The following is a 20,605-nucleotide window of genomic DNA, read 5'->3' as shown; positions in this document are numbered from 1 at the left end:
GTCGGGATCTCAGCTTTGCGGGAAGATGAAAGCGAAGGCGATGCGCCGTCGCCAGGCTTGGGTCAGCGGCTCCTCAATCACGCCAAGCCGCTCATAGGCATGGAGGAATCTGTCGGGGCCGGTCAGGATCCCGACATGCTTGGCGATGGCGCGGGGCATCATCCGGAAGAGGACCAGTGCACCGGGAGTGGCATCGGCCGGGGCGATCTCGGGCATCATGCGGCGCGCGCCTTCTGCCAGCACTTCGTTCGGGCCCGTCTCGCCCCAGTCGCGGCAGTAGGGCGGCATCGGAAACGGCTCGGGACCCACCACTTCGCGCCAGACGCCGCGGGCAAGACCAAGGCAGTCGCAGCCGACGCCCTTGAGGCTTGCCTGGTCGTGATACGGCGTGCCGAGCCAGGACCGCGCGATGGCAATGACGCGGGTGGGATCGGCGGAGGTCACAGCACACCTCCCTCGTGCCCGCCGTCCTTGGTGGCGTAGCGCAGCACCGTGTCCTGGCCGGGGATATGCGGGAAGCCGCGGAAGTTGGCGGTATTGCCGAACTTCGCGCCGCAGGTCTCCAGCCGCTTGTCGCAGCCCGCACGGATGGTGAAGGCGTCGCCCTCGCTGATGGCCCGCACTGGTGCCTCGAGCAGGGTCAGCACAGCGATGCCGTCCGTAAGGTCATGGCCCAGCACCTCGGTGCGCCGCCCAGCGTTCGCGCCGGAGGTCCATTCGATTGTGCCGAAGGTGAACCAGCTCAGCTCGAAGCCGCCGAGACCGGAGGCGGTGAATGCGCGGTCACGCAGAAGGTCGACCACAGCACCTGCGCCCTTGTAGGCCGGGTCCTCCAGATCGACGCCGCAGCGCGCATCGCCGAGCGCCGCATCGCAACTCGCCTGGAAAGTCCGCCCGACCGTCTGGCCCAGCACATGGGCCAGCGAGCGCACCTCCGCGACGAAGGCAAGCCGCCCGCGCCGGATCTGACCGATGGCTCCGCGCCGCATCAGCACGCGCTGTCCGGTGTCGGCCCAGTTCACGCGCCAGACCTCGACCGCTGCATTGTCCCAGCGGCCGTCGAGGATGTCGGTCTCGGTGATGCGGTCGGAGGTCAGCACGCCTTCCGCGTCCTGCGCATCGACCGACAGGTCCGAGCCCGAGCGAACCTCGGACGCCGTCAGCCCGCTCTCGGGTTCGAAGTCCGTGCCATCGAAGCTGAGCGTGCGGTCGTGATCGGTGAAGCCGAAGGTGACGCCGTCGGCCCGGGCGATCCGCCAGCACCAGCCGAGCGTCGTCGTGCCCTCGTCGAGATGGGCCTGAAGCTCGGGCGAGAGGGATTTCATCGGCAGGTTCCTGTCATTCGGTCGTCGAGATCGAGGCACAGGCCACGCAAAACGTTAGACGACAACTATTGGTTGAGGCGGTAACCTGATCCCAAAACCAACTTGGAGGTCGGAATGGGACAGTCTTGGAAGGAAAGCGAATATGCGATCACTGACGCCGCTTATCAGGATGCGGTGGACCGAAAGCAGCGGGGGCTTCGGATTAGCCGGTCCGAAATCGTAGATCAGTGCAGGCGCGGACTGCCGGACCGAGATCCCGCTTCGATCGGGCCGCATCTCGGGAATCTTACGTCGGCGAGGCAAGAACTTGGATTGCCCGTGCTCGAGGAAGTCTCGCCGTTCGCAAATCGCCCGGAAAAGCTGATGAGTTTCCTGAAGGTGAAACATCGCCTGCGGTGATCACTTGTTGCCGCGGAACCCGCGCTCGATCCGGTCACGCAGGCCGATCAGGCCCAGCCCGAGGAACATCAGCCCAGCGGGCGAGGTGTCGCCTGAACCTGCGAGCAGCGCGACGAAGCGTGAGAGTTCCCCGAGCGGCCCGGTGGCGGGCAGTGCGAGCGAGGCAATGCCGGTGAGCATGGCGAAGCACCCCGCCCACCAGGTGAGCGAGGTCAGTCGGATGTAGCGCATAGGGATCAGGCCCTCCGGATCAGGGTGGAAAAGAAGGCGGCCAGCCGTGCGGCCCAGCTGATTGCCGGTTCAGGTGTGGCGGCAGGCACGGATGGTCTCGGTATCGGCACGCTTGCGGGATGCAGCAGCGCCAGCGCCTCGTTCTCGGTCAGACGCCGGATCGGTCGCGAGAAATCGACCTGGCCGTTGCGATCCACCGACCAGACGGGAATGGTGCCGGCGGGATAGCGGCCCTTGACGAAGAGAGCGCGCTCGGCCTCACGGCGCGGGCGGATCGCGGCGGGTTTGAGCCAGCCCATGAAGGCTGCCGCGGCTGCGGCCCGGTCGCCCGTGTTCAGGTGCCGGGTGAGCGCCGCCTTGGAGATGCCGCCGGTGTTGTAGTGAAACGAGACCAGCGCATCGAATTCGTGCGGCTCGAGCGGCACCTTCACGGCGCGCAGGACGGCGGCCTCGTAGCGCGCAAGATCGGCTCGGAAGACCCGGAACGCTTCTCGGATCCCGGCGTCCAGATCGGCGGGCATGCCGCGCGGCATGGTGTCGGGATCGGGTGCCCCGGCGGCAGCCGTGTGGCCGATGCCGAAGGTCCAGACCTGTTTCACATCACGGTAGGGTCCGGGCACGATGCCTTCGTGCCGGACGAGGGCCAATAGGCCGCGATCAGACATTTTCTTGGCAGTCATCTGCATGGAAATCACCCCAGAAGCGAGAGGATCAGGATCAGCGCGGCGATGGCGATGCCGACGCCCAGCCGGTGGCGGAAGGCCTGGCCAGGATCGGTCGGATCGCAGCGCAGGGAACGCGCGAGGCGGAGAAGGTCATGCATCGCCGTCGCCTTTCCCGGCGTGGCGCAGGCGGGCGAGCAGCACCTCGATGAAGGCGGGGCCGAAGACGCCGACCAGATAGGCGGCCGAACCCGCCGCGCCCCCGGCCGGGATCGCCTCGGGCGGCAGGCTGAGCCAAGACGTGATGACGGCCATGGAGAGGCTGCCCATCCCGGCCGCGATCAGACCGCCAAGCAGGATGTGGCGCAGCGCATCGCGCAGCCGCATCTTCGTCGTCAGCGCATTGGTCGCCCCCCCGAGCGCGCCCCAGGCGGCGAGGATCACCGCCGTGGAGGCGAGCAGTTCCTTCAGCGCCGCCGCCAGAAATCCGGTTTCGTCATTCATCGTCGGATCTCCAAGAGCGGGATGGAGGTGATCGAGCCCAGCCGTTCGAGGTCGAGCGTCACGTCGAGAGCGTCAGTGTCGAAGCGGACCGGGACGTCGAATTCGAAGCCAGCGGTGATCGTGACGCCAGCACCCGGCGCGGTGGTGAAGTTGATGACGCCGGTCGTGGTATCGACGGACCAGCCGGACCCTTGCGGCGCGCCATTCAGGGCGATGGTGACCGAGCCCGCGACCGGCTTGGCGATGGTCCGCATCCACGTCTGGCTGCCCGAGGCGTAGCGCTTCACCAGCTGGAAGGCGGTCGTCGTGCCGTCGCCGGTGCCGATCACCTGGTCTGTCGGGGTCGGTGCTCCCGAAGGCGGGCAAGACTTGTAATCGCCCCAGTCCTTGAACCGGAAGCCATGGAGCCGGCCGTTCCGCGCCTCGAAGAAGGCGACCACCGCCGCCAGATCGTCGGCCCGGCGGATGCCGAAGGCCACATCGTAGCGGCGGCGCGAATTGGCCCAACTGGCGTTGCGCTCCTCGTCGCCCGAGGCGAGCTCGACGATCTGGGTGCGCCGTTCCGGCCCGCCGCGCGCGCCGCGGCTGATGTTGTCCGGGAACCGGACCTCATGGAACGCCATCACATGCCCCTCCGCCCGAGCGAAACCGCCCGGGCGATATCCGCCGCGACCTGCGTGCGGGATTGTCGGAAACTCTCGGCGTCCCGCGCCATGATCGTGACGTTGATCCCGCCGCCAGCGCCGTAGCTCTGCGCTTCGCGGCGCGAGAGCACCCGTTCGCCGCGCTGCAGGATTGCCGGAACCTCGTCGTGCCGAAGCCCCACCGCGCCGCCAGAATGCATCCGGGGCGCGGCGGCGAATGCCATGGCTGGGACCATGCGCGAGGGGCCGGACGAGCCGACCATGCCGCCCGCGTGCAGAATGTTGGCGAAGATCCCGCCCGCGCCACCGAGCGCGCCCGAGAGCGCGTTGGCGATGGGACCGAGAATGAACCGCCGCGCCGCCAGTTTCGCCAGATCGGCGATGAGCGAAGTCACCAGATCGCGGAAGTTCAGCTTGCCGGTCTTCACGAACTCCCCGACCGCGTCCTCGGCCGACTGAAACGCGCTGACGAGGCTCTGGCCGATATCTCCGCCGATCTCCCGCGCCCGGCTGGCATAGTCCGAGAGCGCTGCCGTCACGGCCTGCCAGCCGGTCAGGGCACGCTCGGCCCCTTCGCCAGCGGCGGTTCCGGCATTGCGGGCAGCACCTCCGGCGCCATTGGCAGCGGCTGCAGTGTCGTCGAGCCCGGCCGCCAGCGCATCGGCGGAGGTCGCGGCGTCCGTCAGCGCGGTCTCGGCCTCCGTGCCGGACCCGGTCACGGCATCCTTCAGCGCCTGCCAGGCAGCAAGCGGCCGGGTCGCGGCATCGGTCAGCATGCCCGCGGCCTCGCGATAGGCATCGGCGCGGGAACGCGCGTCTTCCGCCATCGCGCCGAGACCGAGATCGGGCGGAGTGATGTAGGTCCGAGAAAGCGCCGCCGAGAACGCATCGGCCGCCGCGGTGCCGGCCGCCGTCGCGGCCCCCTCGAACGGGTTGTCGATCCGGCTCAGGTCCACCGCGTCGAGCGTGCCGATCCGCACGCCGCCTTCGCCGGTCGCCCATTCGGGCAGCAGGGCCAGCGCGGCGTTCAGGGTCTCGATGAAGCTGTTGATGCGGGTGACCACGCCGTTCAGCATCGCCTCGACCCCGCCGATCAGCCCGTTTGCGGCCTGGTAGGCGAAATCGCCGATGGCGCCCGGCAGGCCGCCCCAGATCGCCACCGCGCCATCATAGGCCCCCTGGAAGATCGCGACAGTGCGGTCCCCAAAACCCACGACGCCCGCGACGGTGCCGTCAAGAGCCGAGAGCGCGGCGACCTTCAGCCCCTCCCATCCGGCGGCCATGCGGGCCAGCGCGGCGTCGAGCGCGAGCCCGATGCGCGACCAGACCTCGGAGGCCAGGTCGGAGAGCAGCCGGAAGGCTTCGCCGACCCCGCCCACGCGGGCCACGAATTGGGACAGCTGATATATGAGTTCGCCGACGCCGACGATCAGCGCACCGATGCCTGTGCGGATCAGAGCCCCGCGCAGGACGACGAGCGCGGTGGCGAACCCACGCACCGACAGCGCCGCAGCGGCCAGTCCGGCGACCCAGCGGCCCGCGAGGAAGGTCGTGAAGGTCACGGCATAGGTGGTCAGGCGGCCGATATTGTCGAAAAGGCCGCGAATGGCGATGCCGAGCGGCCCGGTGCGGCTGGCGATGGCCGCCATGGCATTGGCAACCGCTTCCAGCGCGGGGGCCGCAGCGACGGCGAGCTGGTTCGACAAACCGCGCCAGATCAGCCCGAGGCGCGAGACCGCGTCGTTCGTCCGCTCGATCTGGTCGGCATCCTGTTCGGAGACGACGACACCGAAGGCAAGTACGTCCTCGGTCGCCTGGCGCAGCGTCGCGGTGTCGATCCGCGACATGGCGATGGAGCCTTCCTCGCCGAAGAGCTGCCCTGCGACAGCCGCGCGTTCGGCGACAGGCACGAAGTTCTCGATGGCGGCGTTGATCGCGCCGACGCGCTGGTCCAGCGGCAGCGCGATCAGGTCGTTGGCCGAAAGGCCCAGCCGGTCGAGCGCGTCGGCTGCCGGTCCTGTCCCGGCCGCCGCCTGGCTGAGGCGGCGCGTCAGGTCTTTTGTGGCCTGTTCGATGCCGGACATGGATACGCCCGCCAGTTCGCCCGCGCGCTCCAGCGTCTGGATCGAGGCGACGGTGGTGCCGAGGGACTGCGCCAACTTCGCCTGCGCATCGACCGTCTGGAGGCCAGAGCGGATCATCGCCACCCCCGCGGCGACGGCCGCCGCCACAGCGGCGGCGGCGGCCACACGCACCCGGCGCGAGAAGGCCGCTAGCCGAGCGTTCGCCGCGTCCATCTCCCGGCTGAGCCGTCCGAAGCCGCGCGATCCGGCCTCGCCGACACCTTCCAGCTCGGCGCGCACCTGTCGTCCGCCGACCGCCGCGAGGCGGACGGACACACGCTTTTCAGCCATCGGGACGTTCCATCTGTTCGTTGAGTTTCGCGACCATCACCGCTTCGATGACGGGCAGCAGTTCGGCCATGGCGAGCGGCGGCACGCCGAGCGCGTCACCGAGCGCCAGCGCCGCCGACATGTCCCAGCCGATCACCGCTCCCGGCAGCGCCCGCAGCTGGCCGCCGAGGCGGCCGACCAGATCCCAGACCTGCCAGCCCTCCGGAGTTTCTGGACGGTTCAGCCGCGCCGGGCAGTCCGGGCAGGCTTGCGCGCAGGCGTCGCAGTATCGGTCGCCCCCGCCGAAGGACCACTCGGCGAGAGCGCGGAGGCGTTTTTTTTCCTGCTCCAGCAACAGGCCTTTGGAGACGTAGGTCAGCTGGAAGGCCTCGAAAATCGGCCAGACATCGAGCAGTGCGTCGATGGCCTCGGGGCTCGTCTCGATGGGATTGCCGTCCGCATCGCCGATGCCCTCCCAGGCGAGCACCGCCCGCCGCGCCAGCGCCTTGGCGAAGGCGACGGCGCGTTCCTCATCGGAGGCGTCCTCCGGCACGGCTTCCACGGCGGGATCGCTGCGGGTCGCCACCATCAGCGCGGTGGTCAGCGGGCGCAGCTGCACCCGGACGCCGGTGGCGAGGTCGTGCCAGCGCGGCGCATTCGTCAGGTCGAGCGTCAGCATCAATAAGTCTCCACATCGTTCACAAGGGTGGCAGTGCACATCCGGCCGAGCACGCTGTCGCGGGCGGCCTGCCAGTCGAAGGTGGCCTGCACCCCTTGCGGCCCGGAAATCTCGATGCGCGGGCGTGGCAGGTAGACGGCGTGCACGGTGAAGGTGAAGCTCTCGCCCGACGGCAGGACGTAGGCGAACTCGAGCTCGCAGGGATCGCCATTGATCGCCTGCGTCACCAACGTGCTGTCGGCGAAACGGACCTCGATGGAGCCCGTCAGCGCCGCGATGGACGGGTCCGCGCCATCGATGCGGCCGTCCGAACGGATCGTCTCGATGCGGTCGAGGTTGTTGGCATAGGTGATGTCGGCAGAGACCACATTGCCGAGCGCCGAGCCGTTCCGCGTGATCGACCCGTTGAAATGGCCGAAGCGCTTCAGTTCCAACGCGGCGGGTGTCCCGGCGCTGGTCGTTGTGCCCACCGTCTCACCCTGCGCCACCAGCCGGGCGGTCGCGGTCAGCAGGCCAGACCGCTGCATCTGCCAGGTGATCTGGTCGAGGACGCAGCCGGAATACATGGCGTAGCGCGGCACCTCGGGCATGCCGGTCTCGATGGAGAGGCTCGGCAGCGTCCAGGCCCCGGACTGGAACTCGTGCGTCCACGGACCAGTGCCGGTCGTGGTCGGCGCACCGAAGGCCGCCTTCAGCCAGAAACCGAAGGCCTCCGCGTCGAGCGGCACGACGACGTCGCCGTCGGCCGTCACCGCATCCTTGATCGGCGCCAGCGGATCGCGGCCGTAGCCCAACAGCTCCGAGTTCAGCAGCGGCTGCTCCGCCCCGAGCGTGGTGCTGGCAAAGGGCATCTTCGTGAAGCCGCCCACGGGCGGCGTGCCATAGGTCGTCTCGAACGCAAGCGCCATCTGCGCCCGCGCCCCCTGGGCTCGTGCCATGGTGATCTCCTGTTGTCGTTTGGGTCAGGCCAGCGGGTCGGCCGTGGAATAGTGCAGCACCACCGGGATCACGGCGGCCTTCAGGCTGGCCGCTCCCTCGACCGGCAGATCGACCGGCCTCGGCGCTTCCGCCTCGACCCAGTCGCAGAGCCCGCCCAGCGTCCGGTCGGCGGCGAGCGCCGCGCCGATGCTGGCGGTCAACGTGTCGAAGGCGGCGTCACGGGCGGCGCCCTGCACGACCGCCTCGATCTCGACCCGGTGCTGGTAGTGGTAGGCGAGCGGCGAGAGCGTCACCTCGGGCTCGCCCGGCTCGCCGTCGCGCAGGATCAGCAGGCCATTGGCTGGGACGCGCTCGGGCAACACCTCACCGCGCAGGGCGGTCGCGGGCAGCGTTGAGAGCCGCGCGTGCAGCGCGGTGAGGATGGTTTCGCGTTGGGTGGGCATCTTCCAACCGGATGAGGGATTCGTTTCAAATTCTGACAGTCATGCGCCGGATTTGCATTGCGGTGCCGTTCAGCCGCCTACGAATTCGGCGCCGTCAAATAGAGCGGGCCACCGTTATGGCTGATGAAAGGAGAGGCGGCCGCGAAGCGCTCCATTGCCTCACTGTAAGGAAACTGAAGGAGTGCCCCCGGAAAGCGCATCGCGAGGTCGGGTAAAGCGCGGGCAAGAACACCCTTACGGCGAAAGTCGGGTGCGATCCAAATCCAACCGATCATATGAGATACGTCCCGGTAGGGAGTTTCTGTATAGATCCCTGCGCCACCCAATGCACGGCCTTCATCATCTGAGAATATCGCACCAATTGCACCGGCGGGAACTTGATACCCCAATGGAGCCCAGTCAGCTTGATCGTATCCCATCTCACGTTTGAAGCGGCGTGCGATGCCGTAGAGTTTTTCGTGGAGAAAGTTTTGGTCAGATCTCTGAAAGATAATCAGTCCACTTGTGGGGTTCACTAAGCCAGCGAGTCTTGAATCAGGATTTGGGCGATCCGGTGAAGTGACTTCTTCGTGAACTTCGGCATGACGCACAATGTCTTCGGGATGATCCGGGACATACAAGTAACCGCAGTCAGGGCATTTTACAGGCACGATGGGTTCCATTATTGAACTCTTGTTGACCTGCACATCAGATATCGCAGGGTTAAGAACGCGCCCGTTGTGGCGCGGGCAACGCAAAATCTCAAGCTCGCGCATGAGAGCCATCAAGTCAGCTGCCCCTCTACCCAATTCGTCACGATCAGCCCCGGCACGCTGTCCAGCGCCCGGTCTGCATCCCGCGCGAGCTCGAGCCGCTTCGGCAGCTTCACCTGCGGCACCAGCAGGAAGATCGGCGCGGTGACCTTGCCGCGCCCGGTCTTTGATCGCGACACGACCGCTTGGCCTTTGGTGTTCAGCCGTCCTTCGGCCACCAGCAGGCTCGGGCCCGTCCGGCGATAGACGAAGCGCAGGCGCAACCTGCGTCGCCGTTCCCACTCGCCGGGGGTGATCCGGCCGCCGCGCAGGGACTTTCCCGCCGCAGGCAACGGGATCGCCAGCCAGAACCCGTTCTTCGAGCGGATCAGCGGCCCGGTATCGTGGGCGCCGACGATGACCGGCGCTTGCGACCAGACCAGCGCGGCAGCGTCGAGGCTCTCGCAAGACTTCGGAAACGTCTGGCTGCGGATCGTGTTGGCGAGCCGTGTGCCAAGCCCTGCGCCGGTGACCTGCAAGCGCCACGCGGCCTTCAGCCCGGTCCCGGCCTCGCGCATGGCGGCGGTCACGGCACGTTCTCCCGCCGCCACCTCGGCCTGCATCATCGCGACAATGTCGGGATCGATGTCGAGCTTCAGTTTCACGCAGGCCTCAGATCGACGGTCCAGACGAGCTGCTCGCGGTCGCGGACGGGCTCGCCCTGAATGAGGAAGGCATCGCCCTCGATCTCGATCCGGTCGCCGGGGCGCGGGTTCGCCACCTCGGCGACTCGCAGGTCGATCCGCGTGGTCTCGGACCAAAGACGCGCATCGCCGAAGTCGGTGACGGCATCCGCGCGCCGGGCGACGACGCGCACCATAACGGGCGCGCCGCCGTCAGCGATGTAGACCGCATCCCGGCCGATGTTCGGATCGGCAAATAGCGCGCCAACGGCGGCGGCGAAAGCGCTCATCAGAAGCTGCCGTTGAGCCGCACCCGACCGATGGTGTCTCCGGCCCCGCCCGCGACTGCCTCGATGGCGACGCCGATCAGCGTGTTCGAGGTGGCCACGTTGGTGGTGCGCTTGTTGGTGTCGTCCCAGTAGATCTTCGCGCCGGCCGTCCAGGACTGCGAGCCGATCTTGGTGATGTCGAAGATGCCGGTGAGCGCGGTCTCGACGCTCTCGCCGAGGGCGGCGGTGCCTGCGGCCACTCCGAAGATGGAACCGACGAGCAGGCCATCGCCGGAGGCGACGGCATATGGCGCGGTCAGGGTGATGGTGTTGCCGGGCTGGACGAAGTTTTTCATTATGGGGGTCCTCTCGGAAAAACGAAGGGCGGCCCGATTGGACCGCCCGTGTGTCAGGGTTCAGGATGGGTGCGCCTTACGCGCCCGGGTTCTTGTAGAGGCCGCGCCAGTCGATGGCCTTGGCGCCGAAGTCGAGGCGGCACTTAATCTCGACGCCGTCGACGTCAAAGCCGTTGCGCGTCTCGATATAGGCGCCCTGCTGCCCCTCGAGATAGGCGTACTCGATGGTGTCGATCTGGTTCGGGCTGGCCGCGAGATACCAAGCGGTGGCGCTGGCGGCATCGAGGCGCGGCTCGCTGATCGGCGAGAGCGTCCGGATCGACTGCGGCACCACGCTGGAGGTCGCGGCGGGGACGAGGTTCTGCGCGACCAGCTGCTCAGCCTTCAGTTCCAGCGCGGCGGGCACGATCAGGAAGGCAGGACGGATGTTCAGCACCGTCTTCTTGTCGAGCCCGGTCTGCAGCGCCATCGCGGCACGGGCCGCGCCCACCGCATCGACGGCCAGCGCCGCGCCGGTCCCGGCGAGGTTCTTGTGGTTGGCGTGGAACAGCGCCGTCCCGTCGGCCATCGCCGGGTTGGCGGTGATGATGCCCCAGACCACGTCCGACTCCAGCTGGGCGATCGAGTTGCCGTACATCGCCGGGATACGCGTGAAGGCGTCGAGATCGTCGTTGATCAGCACCTGGCGGGTGATCGCGACGACGCGGCCATAGGTCTTGACCTTGTAGCTCTCCTTGCTCTCGCCGAGCGAGCCGCGCTTGAACTCGCCGCTCTCGCCCACTTCCAGAAGCTGCGGCGCCTCGCCGAGCTGGACACGGTGCATCGACTTGAAGTCGGTAGCCAGCACCTGGCGGCAGAAGAGCGAGAAGGTCCGGGGATAGGCGTCATAGGCCTGCCGCAGGGTCTTGTTGGTGACCGCCGAGAGGATCTCGGGGAAGTCCGAGGTCGAGTGCAGCGCGCGCGTTGCCACCTCGTCGCGCGAGAGGCCGCGCGTGTTGACCCCGGAGTTACCGAGGCTTTCGCGGGCGAGTTCCAGCAGCGTCATGCCGCGATATTGGCGGGCCGCATCCTCCAGCGGGAACAGCGTGGGGCTGTAGCGGTGCAGGAGCGCGTTGGCGACCGCATCGCGACGGGTGATGCGCTCGTCGCGGCCGCCGAGGGGCACGGAGACATGCGGGAAGGTCCGGGTCTCGTCGGACTTCGCGGCGACCTGATCGAGGATCAGGCGGCGGGACTCGTCGACGCTGACGCCGCGTTTCACCAGATCCTCGGCGAAGCTGCGCTCGAGGTTCAGCCGCCCGGCCAGATCATAGATCGTGGAAACGCGGTCGCGCTCGGCCTCGCGGGCACGGGTCGCGATGGCTTCGGTATCCGGGGCCTCAGGCTTGGGGGCCTTGGGCTGGCTGCGCGTCTCGGCCGCGCCGGTCTTGTCGTCGGGCATTTTGATCTCCTCGGTCGCTGCCGTGTCGGGGGTGTCGTCGGCCGGGGCGGCCGGGGTCGTCTTGTCGGTCATGGGGGATGCTCCTTCGCTGGTTTCAGCGTCCCGGCGATGGAGGACGCAGTCGTGATGTTCGCCCTTGGCGCGGAAGCCCGCGGCGGGATCGGCGCCGACCGGCACGGCCGAGATCTCGAACGGGGTCCAGTCGACCGCCCGCCAAAGCTCTCGCCCGCCATCGGGTTTCGAGATGTCGAAGCGGTGGACCTGGTAGCCGATCGAGACCGCCCGGATGTGCCCGGCCTGGATGTCGCGCCAGATCGGCTCGACGTCGGCACGCTCGCTGATCCGCACCTGCGCGATGCCGCAACCGTTCTCGATCCGGGCCGAACCGGGCACGACCGAGCCGATGACGGCGTCGAGCGTGTCGATCTCATGGACCTTCAGGAAGGGCGCGCCCGCGTTCAGCCGTTCGAGCCGGACATGGGCGGGATCGAGGCTCAGCTCCTCGTCATAGGGTTCGCCGAAGAAGCTGGCGCGGCGAACGCGGGCGCCTGCCGACCAGATCACCTCGACGGTGCGCGCGTCGTTGTCGACGCTGTTTGGCGCAAGCTCCGCCGACCGGCGCAGGGCCGGCAGTTCGATCATTGTGTCCATGGGGTCAGTCCTGTTGGTCGGCCTGCGCCGGTGTGGTTTCCGGATCGGCGGGTGCTGTCGGGTCGCCCGCCTGCGCGCTGCCGGTCTTGGTAACGCGGCGCGGATCGCTGTCGAGCACGAGCCCGAGGTCGTCGAGCTTCGCGTTGGTCGCGGCGATTTCCGCCAGCACGGCGTCGGGGTTGCGGCCCTGCCGGGCGATGGCCTGTGCCAGCGTCATGGTGCCCGAACGGATCGCCAGAAGGTCCGCCATCGCATCCTTCTGCGGATCGACAGCCTCGAACTTCGGCGGCTGCCATTCGACCGGGACATCGGGTGTCGGGATTTGGCCCGCCGCCCAAGCGGCTTCCGTGAACCAGCGCCAGACCGGCGCGCAGAACATCGGGATGAATAGCTGCCACTGCAAGGCGTCGATCTGGCGGCGGAACTCCACGAGCCCCGCCCGGATCGAGGAGTAGTTGACCTGGGACAGGTCCCCGGTCAGCAACTCATAGGGCACCCGGAACCCGGCCGAGATCGTGTGCAGGCTCGCGCGCTTGTACTCGCCGTATCCGCCGGTGGCCGAGGGCTGGTTGAACCGGATGTCCTTGCCGCCGCGGGCATAGGCGATCAGGCCGGGCTCGAACTGCTCGACCCGGTTCCCGTCGGCATCGACCACCGAGGGCGCGATGCCCTGCTGCGCCTCGTCGTCGCCAAAGACGATGGCGGTGACGCAGGCCTCGGTCTTCTTTCGGACCAGTTCGGCCACTTCATAGTCGTCGAGGTCCCGCAAAGACCGGATCACCGGCGCGCCCCAGGGAACGCCGCGCGCCTGCGTGCGCTGCTTCTCGTAGACATGGGCGATCTCGCTCGCAGGGACCGGGCGGCTCTGCAGACCGTTCTGCAAGGCGCCATAGGCGTCGCCCGGATGCTCAGCGTGCAGCCAGTAGGCCCGACGCTTGCCGACCGGGTCGAACTCGATCCCCTGGACGAGGCGTCCCGCGCCAAGGACGCCGGATTTCGTGGCGTCGAGGAAGTCGGCCTCCAGCACCTGCAATTGCAGCGGCACCGGAAGGCCGTCGCTCGCACGCCGCAGGCGGCGGCGCACCAGCACCTCACCCGCCTCGACCATCTCGCGGCAGATCAGCGTCTGCAGACCGTAGAAGTCGAGCTGACCGTCGGCATCGCAGTCGGCTGTCCAGCGTTCGAACAGCGCATCGACCCTCCGGTCGAGCTTGTCGTCGCCGCTGGCGGCGCGCGGCATGATGCCTGCGCCGATGATGTTGTTCACCAGCACCGCCACGGCCTTGGCCGCATGCGGGTTGTTTCGCACCAGATCGCGCATCCGGTCGCGCAAGAGCGCTCCCGCGACGCCGATCTCGGTATCGGCGGAGGATCCCGGTGCCCGCCAGCCCTCCGTCCGCCTCCCGCGCGCGGCCCCGTCATAGCCCCGTGTGAGGGTATCGAAGGCCTTACGGGCCAGCACGCGCCTCGCGGCGGCCCGAGGGGCGACGGAGGCAATGGCCCAGTCGAACCAGTTGGCCGACATCATCGGTCTCCGCGCGAGAAGCCCGCGAGCCCGGCCACAGGCAGCGGCCGTGCGGTCCCAGCGATGGCGCGTTCGATGGTGCGGACGCGGGCCAGCAGGTCTTCGGCCGAGCCGTAGTCGACTGACTTGCCGTCATAGCTGACCCGGGTCGTGCCGCTGGCATAGGCCCGGCGCAGCGCCGAGAGCTCGGTTTCCGTCCAGTCGGTCATCTTCAAAACCATCCTTCCCGCCGCCCAAGCCAGTCGGAGCGGCGCTTGCCCTGTGGGGCCTGTCCGGGCCGGTGAATTTGACCGGCGGGATCGGTGTCACCGTAAGGCGCAGCCCCGAGCTGATCCTCGAGGTCACGCCATTTCTCGTCGGGCCAGCGGTCCGCGCCCGCGATCCAGGCGGCGGCGCGGGCATAGACCCTGCAATCCAGCGCCTCGTTGCGTTCACGGAGTTTCTGCCATTCGAGTTTCGCGAAGCCGCGCTTGGTGCGGACGGTCACCAGCTGTTCGGCCACGACCTGCTTCAGCCACTCGCTTTCGACCCATGTCGGCAGGTGGATCGTGCCGGGCGGAAAGGCCGCGCCCTCGGCGCGTTCTTCCTCGGTGGGGCGCGCCAGCCGCAGGAAGCGGTAGGTCTCGGCTTTGAAGGTTGAGACAGCCACGGTCCAGAGTCGAGCTCCGCGCCGCAGACGTTTGCCTCCCTCGGTCGCATCGACAAACGTCGGCCCCGCCACCGGGCTCGAGCGGTTGAACCCCTCAACGCCCTTCACGGGTGCGACCTGTGCGAAGCCTTGCGCCCGCGACCAGGAATAGACCGCCGGGGCCTCGTAGCCCGTATCGATGGCGAGCCGGGCGATGCGCAGATGCGCGCCGCGTTCATGTGGCCAAGACTTGTCCAGCAGCGCGGTCAGCTCCGACCATGCGTCATGCCGGTCCGGCCCGCCCTCGATCACGACGTGATCGACGAGCCAGCTTTCCAACCCGCGGCCCCAGGCCCAGACATCGACCTCGATCCGGTCCTTCTGCACATCGGCCCCGGCGGTCAGGAACAGCCCGCCGGCAGGCACCGTGCCCGGTTTCCAAGCCTCGCGCCGGTCGTAGAGCCGCTGCCAGTCGGGGGCTTCCCCGGTCTCGACCCAGGTCTCGCCCAGAGACGTATTAACGAAGGTCTTCATCGTCTCGTCCCCGCCGGAGCGGGCCGAGAGGAAGGCCCGCACCATCGCCTCCAGTCTGACCCAGGGCGAGTAGATCTCGTTCAGGTGGAAGCCCGCCACGCCCGCGAAGGGCTGCTCCGCCACCCAATGTCCTTTTGAGACGGCCGCCCAGCGGGTCTCGTCCCGCCAAGCCGCATCGCAATCGGCGCAGTGGTAGCGCGCCGTTTCGGGCCGGTGGTCGCCCTCGGGCCCCTTGCTCCAGCGCACCTGTGTCCAGGTCAGCAGCTGTTCCGCCCCGCAGTCCGGGCATGGCACCCAGAACCGGCGCTGGTCGCTTTCTTCGAAGGCTGCCTCAATCCGGCTGGTGCCCTTGTTCGTGGGCGTCGAGACCAGCACGATCTTGCGGTTCCAGAAAGTCACCGTGCGTTTCCGGGCGAGGTTGACCGGATCACCCTCGGCGCCCGCGCTGAACGGGTAGCGGTCCACCTCGTCGCAAAGCAGCAGGCGGATCGGGCGGCTGGCCAGACCCGAGGGTGCGTTCGCACCCACGATGGTCAGATGCCCGCCCGGAAAGCGCTTGTGCAGGATCTTGTTGTTGCCGTCGCGCGAGCGCGGATCGGCGATCTTGCCCTGCAAACAGGGCGTGTCGCGGGCCATCGGCGAGAAGCGGTCCTTCGACCAGGTTTCCGCGTCGCGCTCGGTCGGCATCACCACCATGATCGGCGCGGGATCCTGATCGATGTGATAGCCGCAGGCGTTGTTCAGCACCTCGGTCTTGCCGACCTGGGCGGAGGACATGATGACCACCGTCTCGGTCGAGGCGTCCGAGATCGCCTCCATGATCCCGCGCTGATATTCAGCCCGGCTCGTGCGCCATTGCCCGGGTTCGGCGCTGGCCTCAGAGCTCAGCCGTCGGTTCTGGTCCGCCCAATCGCTGATCGTCAGTTCCGGCGGCGGGCGCAGCACCTTCAGCGCCGTCTCCACCGTCCGCTTCAGGATCGGCGAGCCCGTCAATGTCAGCGATGGCTTCGAGTTGGACATCTGGCTGCGCGAGATCATCGAGCACCTCGCGGATGGTCATTCGGATCAGATTCCGGGTGTCTCCGACGGTTGATTGTTCAAAAACCTGCGGCGCCAGCCGGTCCGGCAGCGCGAGCAAGCGGGTGCGCAGAAGTGCCAGAACGGCGATCCAGGCGGCCTCGATCTCTTCTGCCGCGATCAGCGCGCCACGCTTTTCCTCGGCCTCCATCTCGGCAAGATCAGCCCGCGCCCGAATGAAGCGCGCCCGCTCGGCCGCGTAATCCGGCGCACCGGCCTGCGCCTTCGATGCCTGTTCGCGCAGGTAGCGGACATAGCCGCGCACCGAGCCGATCAGGTCATATTGGCCGCGCTCGGCCTTCGGGATCACACCCTCGCGGCTCAGCTGCTGGACCCGGCGCTCGGATAGATCGAGGAGCCGCGCGATCACGCCGATGGGTTGCGTGGCTGACGACATGAGATGATCCGCGCGCTCCGATTAAAGCCATGTAATTGCTGCGATTATACTGGATGGTGAGCCCCGGCAGAGCGAAGCTGATCCTACGAAAACGATGCACCCCACGGAGCCTGCCATGACCCTCGCCGAACGCTACAACCTTGAAGCCGCCCGCCTGCTTCCGCACATGGCCGCCGACCTTCAGGTCGATCCCGCCATCACTCGCGCGACCGAGATCGACGAGATCGTCTTCCGGCGCGGCGAGTTTCTGGGCGGCATGGCCTGCGCGATCCTCGCGATGATCGAGCAGAAGAACTGAGGGGGCAGGATGATGACCGACCGCCACCAACTCCGCGCCGAAAAGGCCCGCCGGAACCAAGAAGTCGCGCTGGCGGCCTTCATTGAAAAGAAGGCCGAGATCGACACGATGCTCGCCCGCCTGCAGAGGCTGAGTGATGACCACTTCGACGCCCTTCCCGACGAGATCAATTGGGGCCACGTCGGCACCCTCGAACACTACGCGAGCCTGTTGAAGCGCATCACCGACAGCGCGTTCGGCGAAGGCGAATTCGCAGACTGACCTCCGGAATCTCCGGACCTCTGCCGCGCGCGGGCGCGGCTTGGGGTCGTAGAAGGATCGCGACGGCCGCGACCCGAATACGGAGACGACCCCATGACCCAGCTTTCCGCCACCCAAGCCATCATCCTCAGCGCCGCCGCCCAGCGGCCCGAGCACATCGCCCTGCCGCTGCCCGAGAGCCTGCGGGGCGGCGCTGCCGCCAAGGTGGTCGGCGCGATGCTTGCGAAGGGTTTGCTCGAAGAGGTCGATGCGAACATGCGCGAGGGCGAACCTGTCTGGCGTCAGACCGGCGACGGCCATGGCACCACGTTGGTTGCCACCGACGCAGGCCTTGCCGCCATCGGCATCGAAGCGAACACCTCCGCCGCCCCCGAACCCGCGCCCAAGACGCGCACGCCGCGCGAGGGCACCAAGCAGGCCACTCTGATCGCCATGCTGCGCGCGCCGAACGGCGCGACCATCGAGGAGATCATGGCCGCGACGGGCTGGCAGTCGCATACGGTGCGCGGCGCGATGGCCGGGGCGCTGAAGAAGAAGCTCGGGCTCGAGGTGACCTCGGAGAAGGTTGAGGGGCGCGGGCGGGTGTACAAGCTCCCCGCCGCCTGACGCGCAGGACCCCGAGAAGTCGATGGCCGCCGTCCCGCCGGGGCGGCGGTCGATCATTTGGCGCTCCGCATCCGGATCGCCTCGAACACCCTACGGAGGGCGAAGGACCGCGCGATGCTGACCACGGTGAAGACCACGCCCATCTTCAGGTTCTGCGCCAGCGTCGTGTGCAACCCGAAGATCGGAAAGATCAGGATCTGCGTCACGACCGCGACGCCGTAGCCGACGATCACGTTGGCGACGGACTCGACCAGCGACATGAAGCGGGTCTGCTTCATGCCGCTGCCTCATTCATCGGCCAGCAGTTCAGCCGCGAGAGTTCGCAGCGCATGCGCTGCAACCAAGGGGACCACGCCGTTGCCACAGAGGCGAAGCCGGTCCACCCGGTGGGCCAGCCCATCAGCGCCTCGACGAACAGCGGGTTCAAGGTCCGGCGCGGCTCGGAGGTATCGCGCCCAGCCATCGGCGTCACCAGGACCTGGCGGCCAAGCAGGCCGTTCACGGGCGTATTCGCCAGCGTCGTCGCACCATCCTTGTGATCCCGCGCCGTCGGCGTCATCCACATCTGACTGGCATGAGTGAGGTCCGCCGTCCGGCGGTTGCCGGCGCTCGGCTTGTTTCCGTCCGTTGCCATCGGCGTCGGCCAATCCCGTGCCATCCGGTCCAGACCTTTCTCGTCGCGCCGCTCGCCGCCCCGGCTCCGAAAGCTGTCGGTCTGCGGTGTCGGCCAGAGCGCGGCCGTCGTCGCGAGGTTCATCCCGTGCTGCCCCGCTGCCTGCGATGGCGTGAGTTTCGTCTGCCGGTTCTCGTTCGCACTGGCCCTCGGCGTCGGCCACAAGCGCAGCAGTTCCGGCCGGTTCCCGCCACTCGACCGGGTCCCAGAGCAGGCGCGCGGGGTCGGCCAGCTCGTCGTCTTCGCGGATGGCGAGGATGAACAGACGCTCGCGCTTGTGGGGCGCGCCGACTTCCGCCGCCGTGAAGAGGCCTGCCGCAAGGCGGTAGCCCATGCCGACCAGTCCGCTGGCGACTTCGGGGAAGCCGAGGCGGAGATGATGGGCGACATTCTCGAGGAAGACGAAGGGCGGTTCGACCTCGCCGATGATGCGGGCGACATGCGGCCAGAGGTGGCGCGGGTCGTCCGCGCCCCGACGCTTGCCCGCGACGGAGAACGGCTGGCACGGATAGCCCGCAGTGACGATGTCCACCGCGCCGCGCCATGGGCGGCCGTCGAAACTGGCAACATCGTCCCAGACAGGCGCGTGATCCAGGGCCGCGTCTTCCATCCGCGCCACGAGAGTGGCTGCGGCGAAGGTTTCCCGTTCGACATGGCCCACAGTTTGATATCCGGACAAGGCGATGGTGAGCCCGAGATCAATGCCACCGGCACCGGAGCAGAGCGATAGGCCGAAGAGGCCTGCGGAAGGTAAAGCCAGGTCATCCATCCCTCAGCGGTCTTTGGTCTTGAGGTCGTCGTAGGGCGTTCCATCCCCGTCGAGGACGGCCTGCTTCCCGGTGAATTTCTGCCAGCGCTGGACGGCTACATCGACGTAAGCCGGGTTCAGTTCGATGCCGAGGCAGACGCGGCCCGTGGTCTCGGCTGCGATCAGCGTGGTGCCTGACCCCATGAAGGGCTCGTAGATCGCCTGACCCGGGCTCGAATTGTTGAGGATCGGCCGGCGCATGCATTCCACGGGCTTCTGGGTGCCGTGGACGGTCTTTTCGTCCTGGTCCTTGCCCGAGATGTGCCAGAGCGTCGTCTGCTTGCGGTCGCCCGCCCAATGGCCCTTGCCGGACTTTCGGACGGCATACCAGGCGGGCTCGTGCTGCCAGTGATAATCGCCCCGGCTCAGAACCAGCCGCTCCTTGGCCCAGATGATCTGGGACCGGATGGTGAAGCCAGCGACTTCGAGGCTTTCCGCCACGGTCGCCGCGTGCAGCGCGCCGTGCCAGACATAGGCGACATCGCCCGGGAACAGTGCCCAGGCATCACGCCAGTCGGCGCGGTCGTCGTTCAACACCTTGCCAGTGCGCTTGGTCTTGGCCGCCCCCACCTGGTTACGCCAGCCCGGGTCGTATTCCACTCCGTAGGGCGGATCGGTGACCATCAGCAACGGCTTCACAGGGCCGAGCAGCCGCTCGACATCCGTGGCGACCGTGCTGTCGCCGCAAAGGAGGCGGTGGTTTCCGAGAAGCCAGAGATCGCCGGGACGGCTGATCGGCTCCTCCGGTGTTTCCGGGATCTCGTCTTCGCCCTCCTGCGGACCGGTGCCCGCATCGAGGCTCGACATCAGCGCGTTCACCTCGTCTTCGGTGAAACCGGTCAGGCCAAGATCGAAATCCGCCTCCAGCAGGTCTGCCAGTTCGAGGTTCAAGAGGTCCTTGTCCCATTCGGCATTCTCGCCGGAACGGTTGTCCATGATCCGGAAGGCGCGGGCCTGGGACACGGTCAGCCCTTTGGCGACATGCACCGGCGCGGTCTTGAAGCCGAGCTTGCGCGCAGCCTCCAGCCGGGTGTGCCCGGCCAGAACGACCATCGCCTCGTCCACTACGATGGGCTGTCGCCAGCCGAACTCCTGGATCGAGGCCGCGACGGTGGCGATGGCCTGCTCGTTGCGCCGGGGGTTGCGCGCATAGGGAATGATCTGCTCGAGCGGCAGGTCGACGACGTCCATGGGGATGTCCTTGGGGAGCCGGGCGGCGAAATGGGGGCGTGAACCGAAATGCCACCGCAGGGCCGTTTCGGTTCAGGCATGGGGTGTCGGGCCGTCAGGCCCTTCGCTCGTTGCCGCGTGGGCCCAAGCGAAACGAAACGGCTATTTTCAGGGGCGTCACTGGAAAACCCTCGCGCTTCGCCCGCCCGCATAGGGTGGACGCCGGGAAGGACCCGCCGATTTCAGGGAAATGCGCATCGCGTCGGCCCTGCTGTTGC

At 67.8% G+C, this 20,605-nt stretch carries 27 protein-coding genes and 2 pseudogenes; 4 read left to right on the top strand and 25 right to left on the bottom strand.

Going from position 1 to position 20,605, the window contains the following annotated elements; all coding sequences use genetic code 11:
- Nucleotides 1-9 precede the first annotated feature (9 nt).
- A complete protein-coding gene (locus P73_RS09715) occupies nucleotides 10-444 on the bottom strand; it encodes an NlpC/P60 family protein (RefSeq protein ID WP_043869417.1) in 435 nt (144 codons plus the stop codon).
- The gene (locus P73_RS09710; protein WP_043869416.1) at nucleotides 441-1,325 is read right to left on the bottom strand and encodes a DUF2163 domain-containing protein; all 885 of its coding nucleotides are present in this window, start codon (nucleotides 1,323-1,325) and stop codon (nucleotides 441-443) included. Before P73_RS09710 ends, P73_RS09715 begins: the two co-directional genes overlap by 4 nt.
- Before the next feature lie 114 nt (nucleotides 1,326-1,439).
- Here P73_RS09710 and P73_RS25585 point away from each other — a divergent pair, with 114 nt between their 5' ends.
- Entirely contained in the window at nucleotides 1,440-1,724 is a 285-nt protein-coding gene (locus P73_RS25585) for a hypothetical protein (protein WP_139267201.1), read from the top strand.
- On the opposite strand, the gene P73_RS09705 is transcribed toward P73_RS25585, so the two are convergent.
- From P73_RS09705 to P73_RS26700, 19 genes and pseudogenes are all read right to left on the bottom strand, one after another.
- Nucleotides 1,725-1,955, bottom strand: a complete 231-nt coding sequence (locus P73_RS09705; RefSeq protein WP_043869415.1) for a hypothetical protein — start codon at nucleotides 1,953-1,955, stop codon at nucleotides 1,725-1,727. It lies immediately after the preceding gene.
- A 5-nt stretch (nucleotides 1,956-1,960) separates the two neighbouring features.
- Nucleotides 1,961-2,641, bottom strand: coding sequence for a lysozyme (locus tag P73_RS09700; RefSeq protein ID WP_245629258.1), 681 nt, complete (start codon nucleotides 2,639-2,641; stop codon nucleotides 1,961-1,963).
- A gap of 5 nt (nucleotides 2,642-2,646) precedes the next feature.
- A complete protein-coding gene (locus P73_RS26640; RefSeq protein ID WP_275451666.1) occupies nucleotides 2,647-2,778 on the bottom strand; it encodes a hypothetical protein in 132 nt (43 codons plus the stop codon).
- Nucleotides 2,771-3,121, bottom strand: a complete 351-nt coding sequence (locus P73_RS09695; RefSeq protein ID WP_043869414.1) for a hypothetical protein — start codon at nucleotides 3,119-3,121, stop codon at nucleotides 2,771-2,773. Before P73_RS09695 ends, P73_RS26640 begins: the two co-directional genes overlap by 8 nt.
- Entirely contained in the window at nucleotides 3,118-3,744 is a 627-nt protein-coding gene (locus P73_RS09690) for a DUF2460 domain-containing protein (RefSeq protein WP_043869413.1), read from the bottom strand. The genes P73_RS09695 and P73_RS09690 overlap by 4 nt, the downstream gene beginning before the upstream one ends.
- On the bottom strand, nucleotides 3,744-6,179 hold the full coding sequence (locus tag P73_RS09685) for a phage tail tape measure C-terminal domain-containing protein (protein ID WP_043869412.1): 2,436 nt from the start codon (nucleotides 6,177-6,179) through the stop codon (nucleotides 3,744-3,746). The genes P73_RS09690 and P73_RS09685 overlap by 1 nt, the downstream gene beginning before the upstream one ends.
- A complete protein-coding gene (locus P73_RS26435; protein WP_281244920.1) occupies nucleotides 6,172-6,300 on the bottom strand; it encodes a DUF7697 family protein in 129 nt (42 codons plus the stop codon). The genes P73_RS09685 and P73_RS26435 overlap by 8 nt, the downstream gene beginning before the upstream one ends.
- Before the next feature lie 98 nt (nucleotides 6,301-6,398).
- A pseudogene (locus tag P73_RS09680) lies at nucleotides 6,399-6,837 on the bottom strand (hypothetical protein).
- The gene (locus P73_RS09675) at nucleotides 6,837-7,775 is read right to left on the bottom strand and encodes a phage tail tube protein (RefSeq protein ID WP_043869411.1); all 939 of its coding nucleotides are present in this window, start codon (nucleotides 7,773-7,775) and stop codon (nucleotides 6,837-6,839) included. The pseudogene P73_RS09680 and the gene P73_RS09675 overlap by 1 nt, the downstream one beginning before the upstream one ends.
- A 24-nt stretch (nucleotides 7,776-7,799) precedes the next feature.
- Nucleotides 7,800-8,219 (bottom strand): hypothetical protein, encoded by a 420-nt coding sequence (locus P73_RS09670; RefSeq protein WP_043869410.1) that lies wholly within the window; start codon nucleotides 8,217-8,219, stop codon nucleotides 7,800-7,802.
- A 77-nt stretch (nucleotides 8,220-8,296) separates the two neighbouring features.
- Nucleotides 8,297-8,974, bottom strand: a complete 678-nt coding sequence (locus P73_RS25580) for a hypothetical protein (protein WP_158401926.1) — start codon at nucleotides 8,972-8,974, stop codon at nucleotides 8,297-8,299.
- Nucleotides 8,975-8,982: 8 nt separating this feature from the next.
- A complete protein-coding gene (locus tag P73_RS09665) occupies nucleotides 8,983-9,615 on the bottom strand; it encodes a DUF6441 family protein (protein ID WP_043869409.1) in 633 nt (210 codons plus the stop codon).
- Nucleotides 9,612-9,923, bottom strand: a complete 312-nt coding sequence (locus tag P73_RS09660; RefSeq protein ID WP_043869408.1) for a head-tail joining protein — start codon at nucleotides 9,921-9,923, stop codon at nucleotides 9,612-9,614. The genes P73_RS09665 and P73_RS09660 overlap by 4 nt, the downstream gene beginning before the upstream one ends.
- Complete coding sequence (locus tag P73_RS09655; protein WP_043869407.1) at nucleotides 9,923-10,258, bottom strand: DUF2190 family protein; 336 nt, start codon at nucleotides 10,256-10,258, stop codon at nucleotides 9,923-9,925. Before P73_RS09655 ends, P73_RS09660 begins: the two co-directional genes overlap by 1 nt.
- 76 nt (nucleotides 10,259-10,334) lie before the next feature.
- Nucleotides 10,335-12,350 (bottom strand): prohead protease/major capsid protein fusion protein, encoded by a 2,016-nt coding sequence (locus P73_RS09650; protein ID WP_043869406.1) that lies wholly within the window; start codon nucleotides 12,348-12,350, stop codon nucleotides 10,335-10,337.
- 4 nt (nucleotides 12,351-12,354) lie between these two features.
- Complete coding sequence (locus P73_RS09645; protein ID WP_245629256.1) at nucleotides 12,355-13,878, bottom strand: phage portal protein; 1,524 nt, start codon at nucleotides 13,876-13,878, stop codon at nucleotides 12,355-12,357.
- Nucleotides 13,875-14,096 carry a phage head-tail joining protein gene (locus P73_RS09640; protein ID WP_245629255.1) on the bottom strand — a complete coding sequence of 74 codons (222 nt, stop codon included), beginning with the start codon at nucleotides 14,094-14,096 and terminating at the stop codon, nucleotides 13,875-13,877. The genes P73_RS09645 and P73_RS09640 overlap by 4 nt, the downstream gene beginning before the upstream one ends.
- Entirely contained in the window at nucleotides 14,087-15,982 is a 1,896-nt protein-coding gene (locus P73_RS09635) for a phage terminase large subunit family protein (RefSeq protein ID WP_338032922.1), read from the bottom strand. The genes P73_RS09640 and P73_RS09635 overlap by 10 nt, the downstream gene beginning before the upstream one ends.
- Nucleotides 15,915-16,511, bottom strand: coding sequence for a terminase small subunit, Nu1 (locus P73_RS26700; protein ID WP_043869403.1), 597 nt, complete (start codon nucleotides 16,509-16,511; stop codon nucleotides 15,915-15,917). The genes P73_RS09635 and P73_RS26700 overlap by 68 nt, the downstream gene beginning before the upstream one ends.
- A gap of 115 nt (nucleotides 16,512-16,626) precedes the next feature.
- Between P73_RS26700 and P73_RS25950 the strand changes: the two genes are divergently transcribed.
- From P73_RS25950 to P73_RS09615, 3 genes are all read left to right on the top strand, one after another.
- Nucleotides 16,627-16,809, top strand: a complete 183-nt coding sequence (locus P73_RS25950; RefSeq protein ID WP_043869402.1) for a hypothetical protein — start codon at nucleotides 16,627-16,629, stop codon at nucleotides 16,807-16,809.
- 9 nt (nucleotides 16,810-16,818) lie between these two features.
- A complete protein-coding gene (locus P73_RS09620) occupies nucleotides 16,819-17,070 on the top strand; it encodes a hypothetical protein (RefSeq protein ID WP_043869401.1) in 252 nt (83 codons plus the stop codon).
- 93 nt (nucleotides 17,071-17,163) lie between these two features.
- Entirely contained in the window at nucleotides 17,164-17,676 is a 513-nt protein-coding gene (locus P73_RS09615; protein ID WP_043869400.1) for a DUF3489 domain-containing protein, read from the top strand.
- Nucleotides 17,677-17,729: 53 nt separating this feature from the next.
- On the opposite strand, the gene P73_RS09610 is transcribed toward P73_RS09615, so the two are convergent.
- From P73_RS09610 to P73_RS09595, 4 genes and pseudogenes are all read right to left on the bottom strand, one after another.
- Nucleotides 17,730-17,954, bottom strand: a complete 225-nt coding sequence (locus tag P73_RS09610; RefSeq protein WP_043869399.1) for a DUF7220 family protein — start codon at nucleotides 17,952-17,954, stop codon at nucleotides 17,730-17,732.
- The gene (locus P73_RS26430; RefSeq protein WP_043869425.1) at nucleotides 17,951-18,433 is read right to left on the bottom strand and encodes a hypothetical protein; all 483 of its coding nucleotides are present in this window, start codon (nucleotides 18,431-18,433) and stop codon (nucleotides 17,951-17,953) included. Before P73_RS26430 ends, P73_RS09610 begins: the two co-directional genes overlap by 4 nt.
- Nucleotides 18,434-18,638: 205 nt before the next feature.
- Nucleotides 18,639-19,118: pseudogene (locus P73_RS26425) on the bottom strand (DNA cytosine methyltransferase); the annotation flags it as partial.
- Between the two features lie 3 nt (nucleotides 19,119-19,121).
- A complete protein-coding gene (locus P73_RS09595) occupies nucleotides 19,122-20,348 on the bottom strand; it encodes a DNA modification methylase (protein WP_043869398.1) in 1,227 nt (408 codons plus the stop codon).
- Between the last annotated feature and the right edge of the window lie 257 nt (nucleotides 20,349-20,605).

Origin of the sequence: Celeribacter indicus (assembly GCF_000819565.1) — a bacterium.
GTDB classification, from domain to species: Bacteria; Pseudomonadota; Alphaproteobacteria; order Rhodobacterales; family Rhodobacteraceae; genus Celeribacter; species Celeribacter indicus.
Note: the sequence above shows the minus strand (reverse complement) of the source record. Positions and strands in the feature narration are given on the sequence as shown.

Excerpts from the sequence above, each read along its gene's own strand:
- P73_RS09710 (WP_043869416.1), bottom strand. The coding sequence starts at position 1,325 with ATGAAATCCCTCTCGCCCGAGCTTCAGGCCCATCTCGACGAGGGCACG.
- P73_RS25585 (WP_139267201.1), top strand. The coding sequence starts at position 1,440 with ATGGGACAGTCTTGGAAGGAAAGCGAATATGCGATCACTGACGCCGCT.
- P73_RS09705 (WP_043869415.1), bottom strand. The coding sequence starts at position 1,955 with ATGCGCTACATCCGACTGACCTCGCTCACCTGGTGGGCGGGGTGCTTC.
- P73_RS09700 (WP_245629258.1), bottom strand. The coding sequence starts at position 2,641 with ATGCAGATGACTGCCAAGAAAATGTCTGATCGCGGCCTATTGGCCCTC.
- P73_RS26640 (WP_275451666.1), bottom strand. The coding sequence starts at position 2,778 with ATGCATGACCTTCTCCGCCTCGCGCGTTCCCTGCGCTGCGATCCGACC.
- P73_RS09695 (WP_043869414.1), bottom strand. The coding sequence starts at position 3,121 with ATGAATGACGAAACCGGATTTCTGGCGGCGGCGCTGAAGGAACTGCTC.
- P73_RS09690 (WP_043869413.1), bottom strand. The coding sequence starts at position 3,744 with ATGGCGTTCCATGAGGTCCGGTTCCCGGACAACATCAGCCGCGGCGCG.
- P73_RS09685 (WP_043869412.1), bottom strand. The coding sequence starts at position 6,179 with ATGGCTGAAAAGCGTGTGTCCGTCCGCCTCGCGGCGGTCGGCGGACGA.
- P73_RS26435 (WP_281244920.1), bottom strand. The coding sequence starts at position 6,300 with ATGTCGGCGGCGCTGGCGCTCGGTGACGCGCTCGGCGTGCCGCCGCTC.
- P73_RS09675 (WP_043869411.1), bottom strand. The coding sequence starts at position 7,775 with ATGGCACGAGCCCAGGGGGCGCGGGCGCAGATGGCGCTTGCGTTCGAG.
- P73_RS09670 (WP_043869410.1), bottom strand. The coding sequence starts at position 8,219 with ATGCCCACCCAACGCGAAACCATCCTCACCGCGCTGCACGCGCGGCTC.
- P73_RS25580 (WP_158401926.1), bottom strand. The coding sequence starts at position 8,974 with ATGCGCGAGCTTGAGATTTTGCGTTGCCCGCGCCACAACGGGCGCGTT.
- P73_RS09660 (WP_043869408.1), bottom strand. The coding sequence starts at position 9,923 with ATGAGCGCTTTCGCCGCCGCCGTTGGCGCGCTATTTGCCGATCCGAAC.
- P73_RS09655 (WP_043869407.1), bottom strand. The coding sequence starts at position 10,258 with ATGAAAAACTTCGTCCAGCCCGGCAACACCATCACCCTGACCGCGCCA.
- P73_RS09650 (WP_043869406.1), bottom strand. The coding sequence starts at position 12,350 with ATGGACACAATGATCGAACTGCCGGCCCTGCGCCGGTCGGCGGAGCTT.
- P73_RS09645 (WP_245629256.1), bottom strand. The coding sequence starts at position 13,878 with ATGATGTCGGCCAACTGGTTCGACTGGGCCATTGCCTCCGTCGCCCCT.
- P73_RS09640 (WP_245629255.1), bottom strand. The coding sequence starts at position 14,096 with ATGGTTTTGAAGATGACCGACTGGACGGAAACCGAGCTCTCGGCGCTG.
- P73_RS26700 (WP_043869403.1), bottom strand. The coding sequence starts at position 16,511 with ATGTCGTCAGCCACGCAACCCATCGGCGTGATCGCGCGGCTCCTCGAT.
- P73_RS25950 (WP_043869402.1), top strand. The coding sequence starts at position 16,627 with ATGACCCTCGCCGAACGCTACAACCTTGAAGCCGCCCGCCTGCTTCCG.
- P73_RS09620 (WP_043869401.1), top strand. The coding sequence starts at position 16,819 with ATGATGACCGACCGCCACCAACTCCGCGCCGAAAAGGCCCGCCGGAAC.
- P73_RS09615 (WP_043869400.1), top strand. The coding sequence starts at position 17,164 with ATGACCCAGCTTTCCGCCACCCAAGCCATCATCCTCAGCGCCGCCGCC.
- P73_RS09610 (WP_043869399.1), bottom strand. The coding sequence starts at position 17,954 with ATGAAGCAGACCCGCTTCATGTCGCTGGTCGAGTCCGTCGCCAACGTG.
- P73_RS26430 (WP_043869425.1), bottom strand. The coding sequence starts at position 18,433 with ATGAACCTCGCGACGACGGCCGCGCTCTGGCCGACACCGCAGACCGAC.
- P73_RS09595 (WP_043869398.1), bottom strand. The coding sequence starts at position 20,348 with ATGGACGTCGTCGACCTGCCGCTCGAGCAGATCATTCCCTATGCGCGC.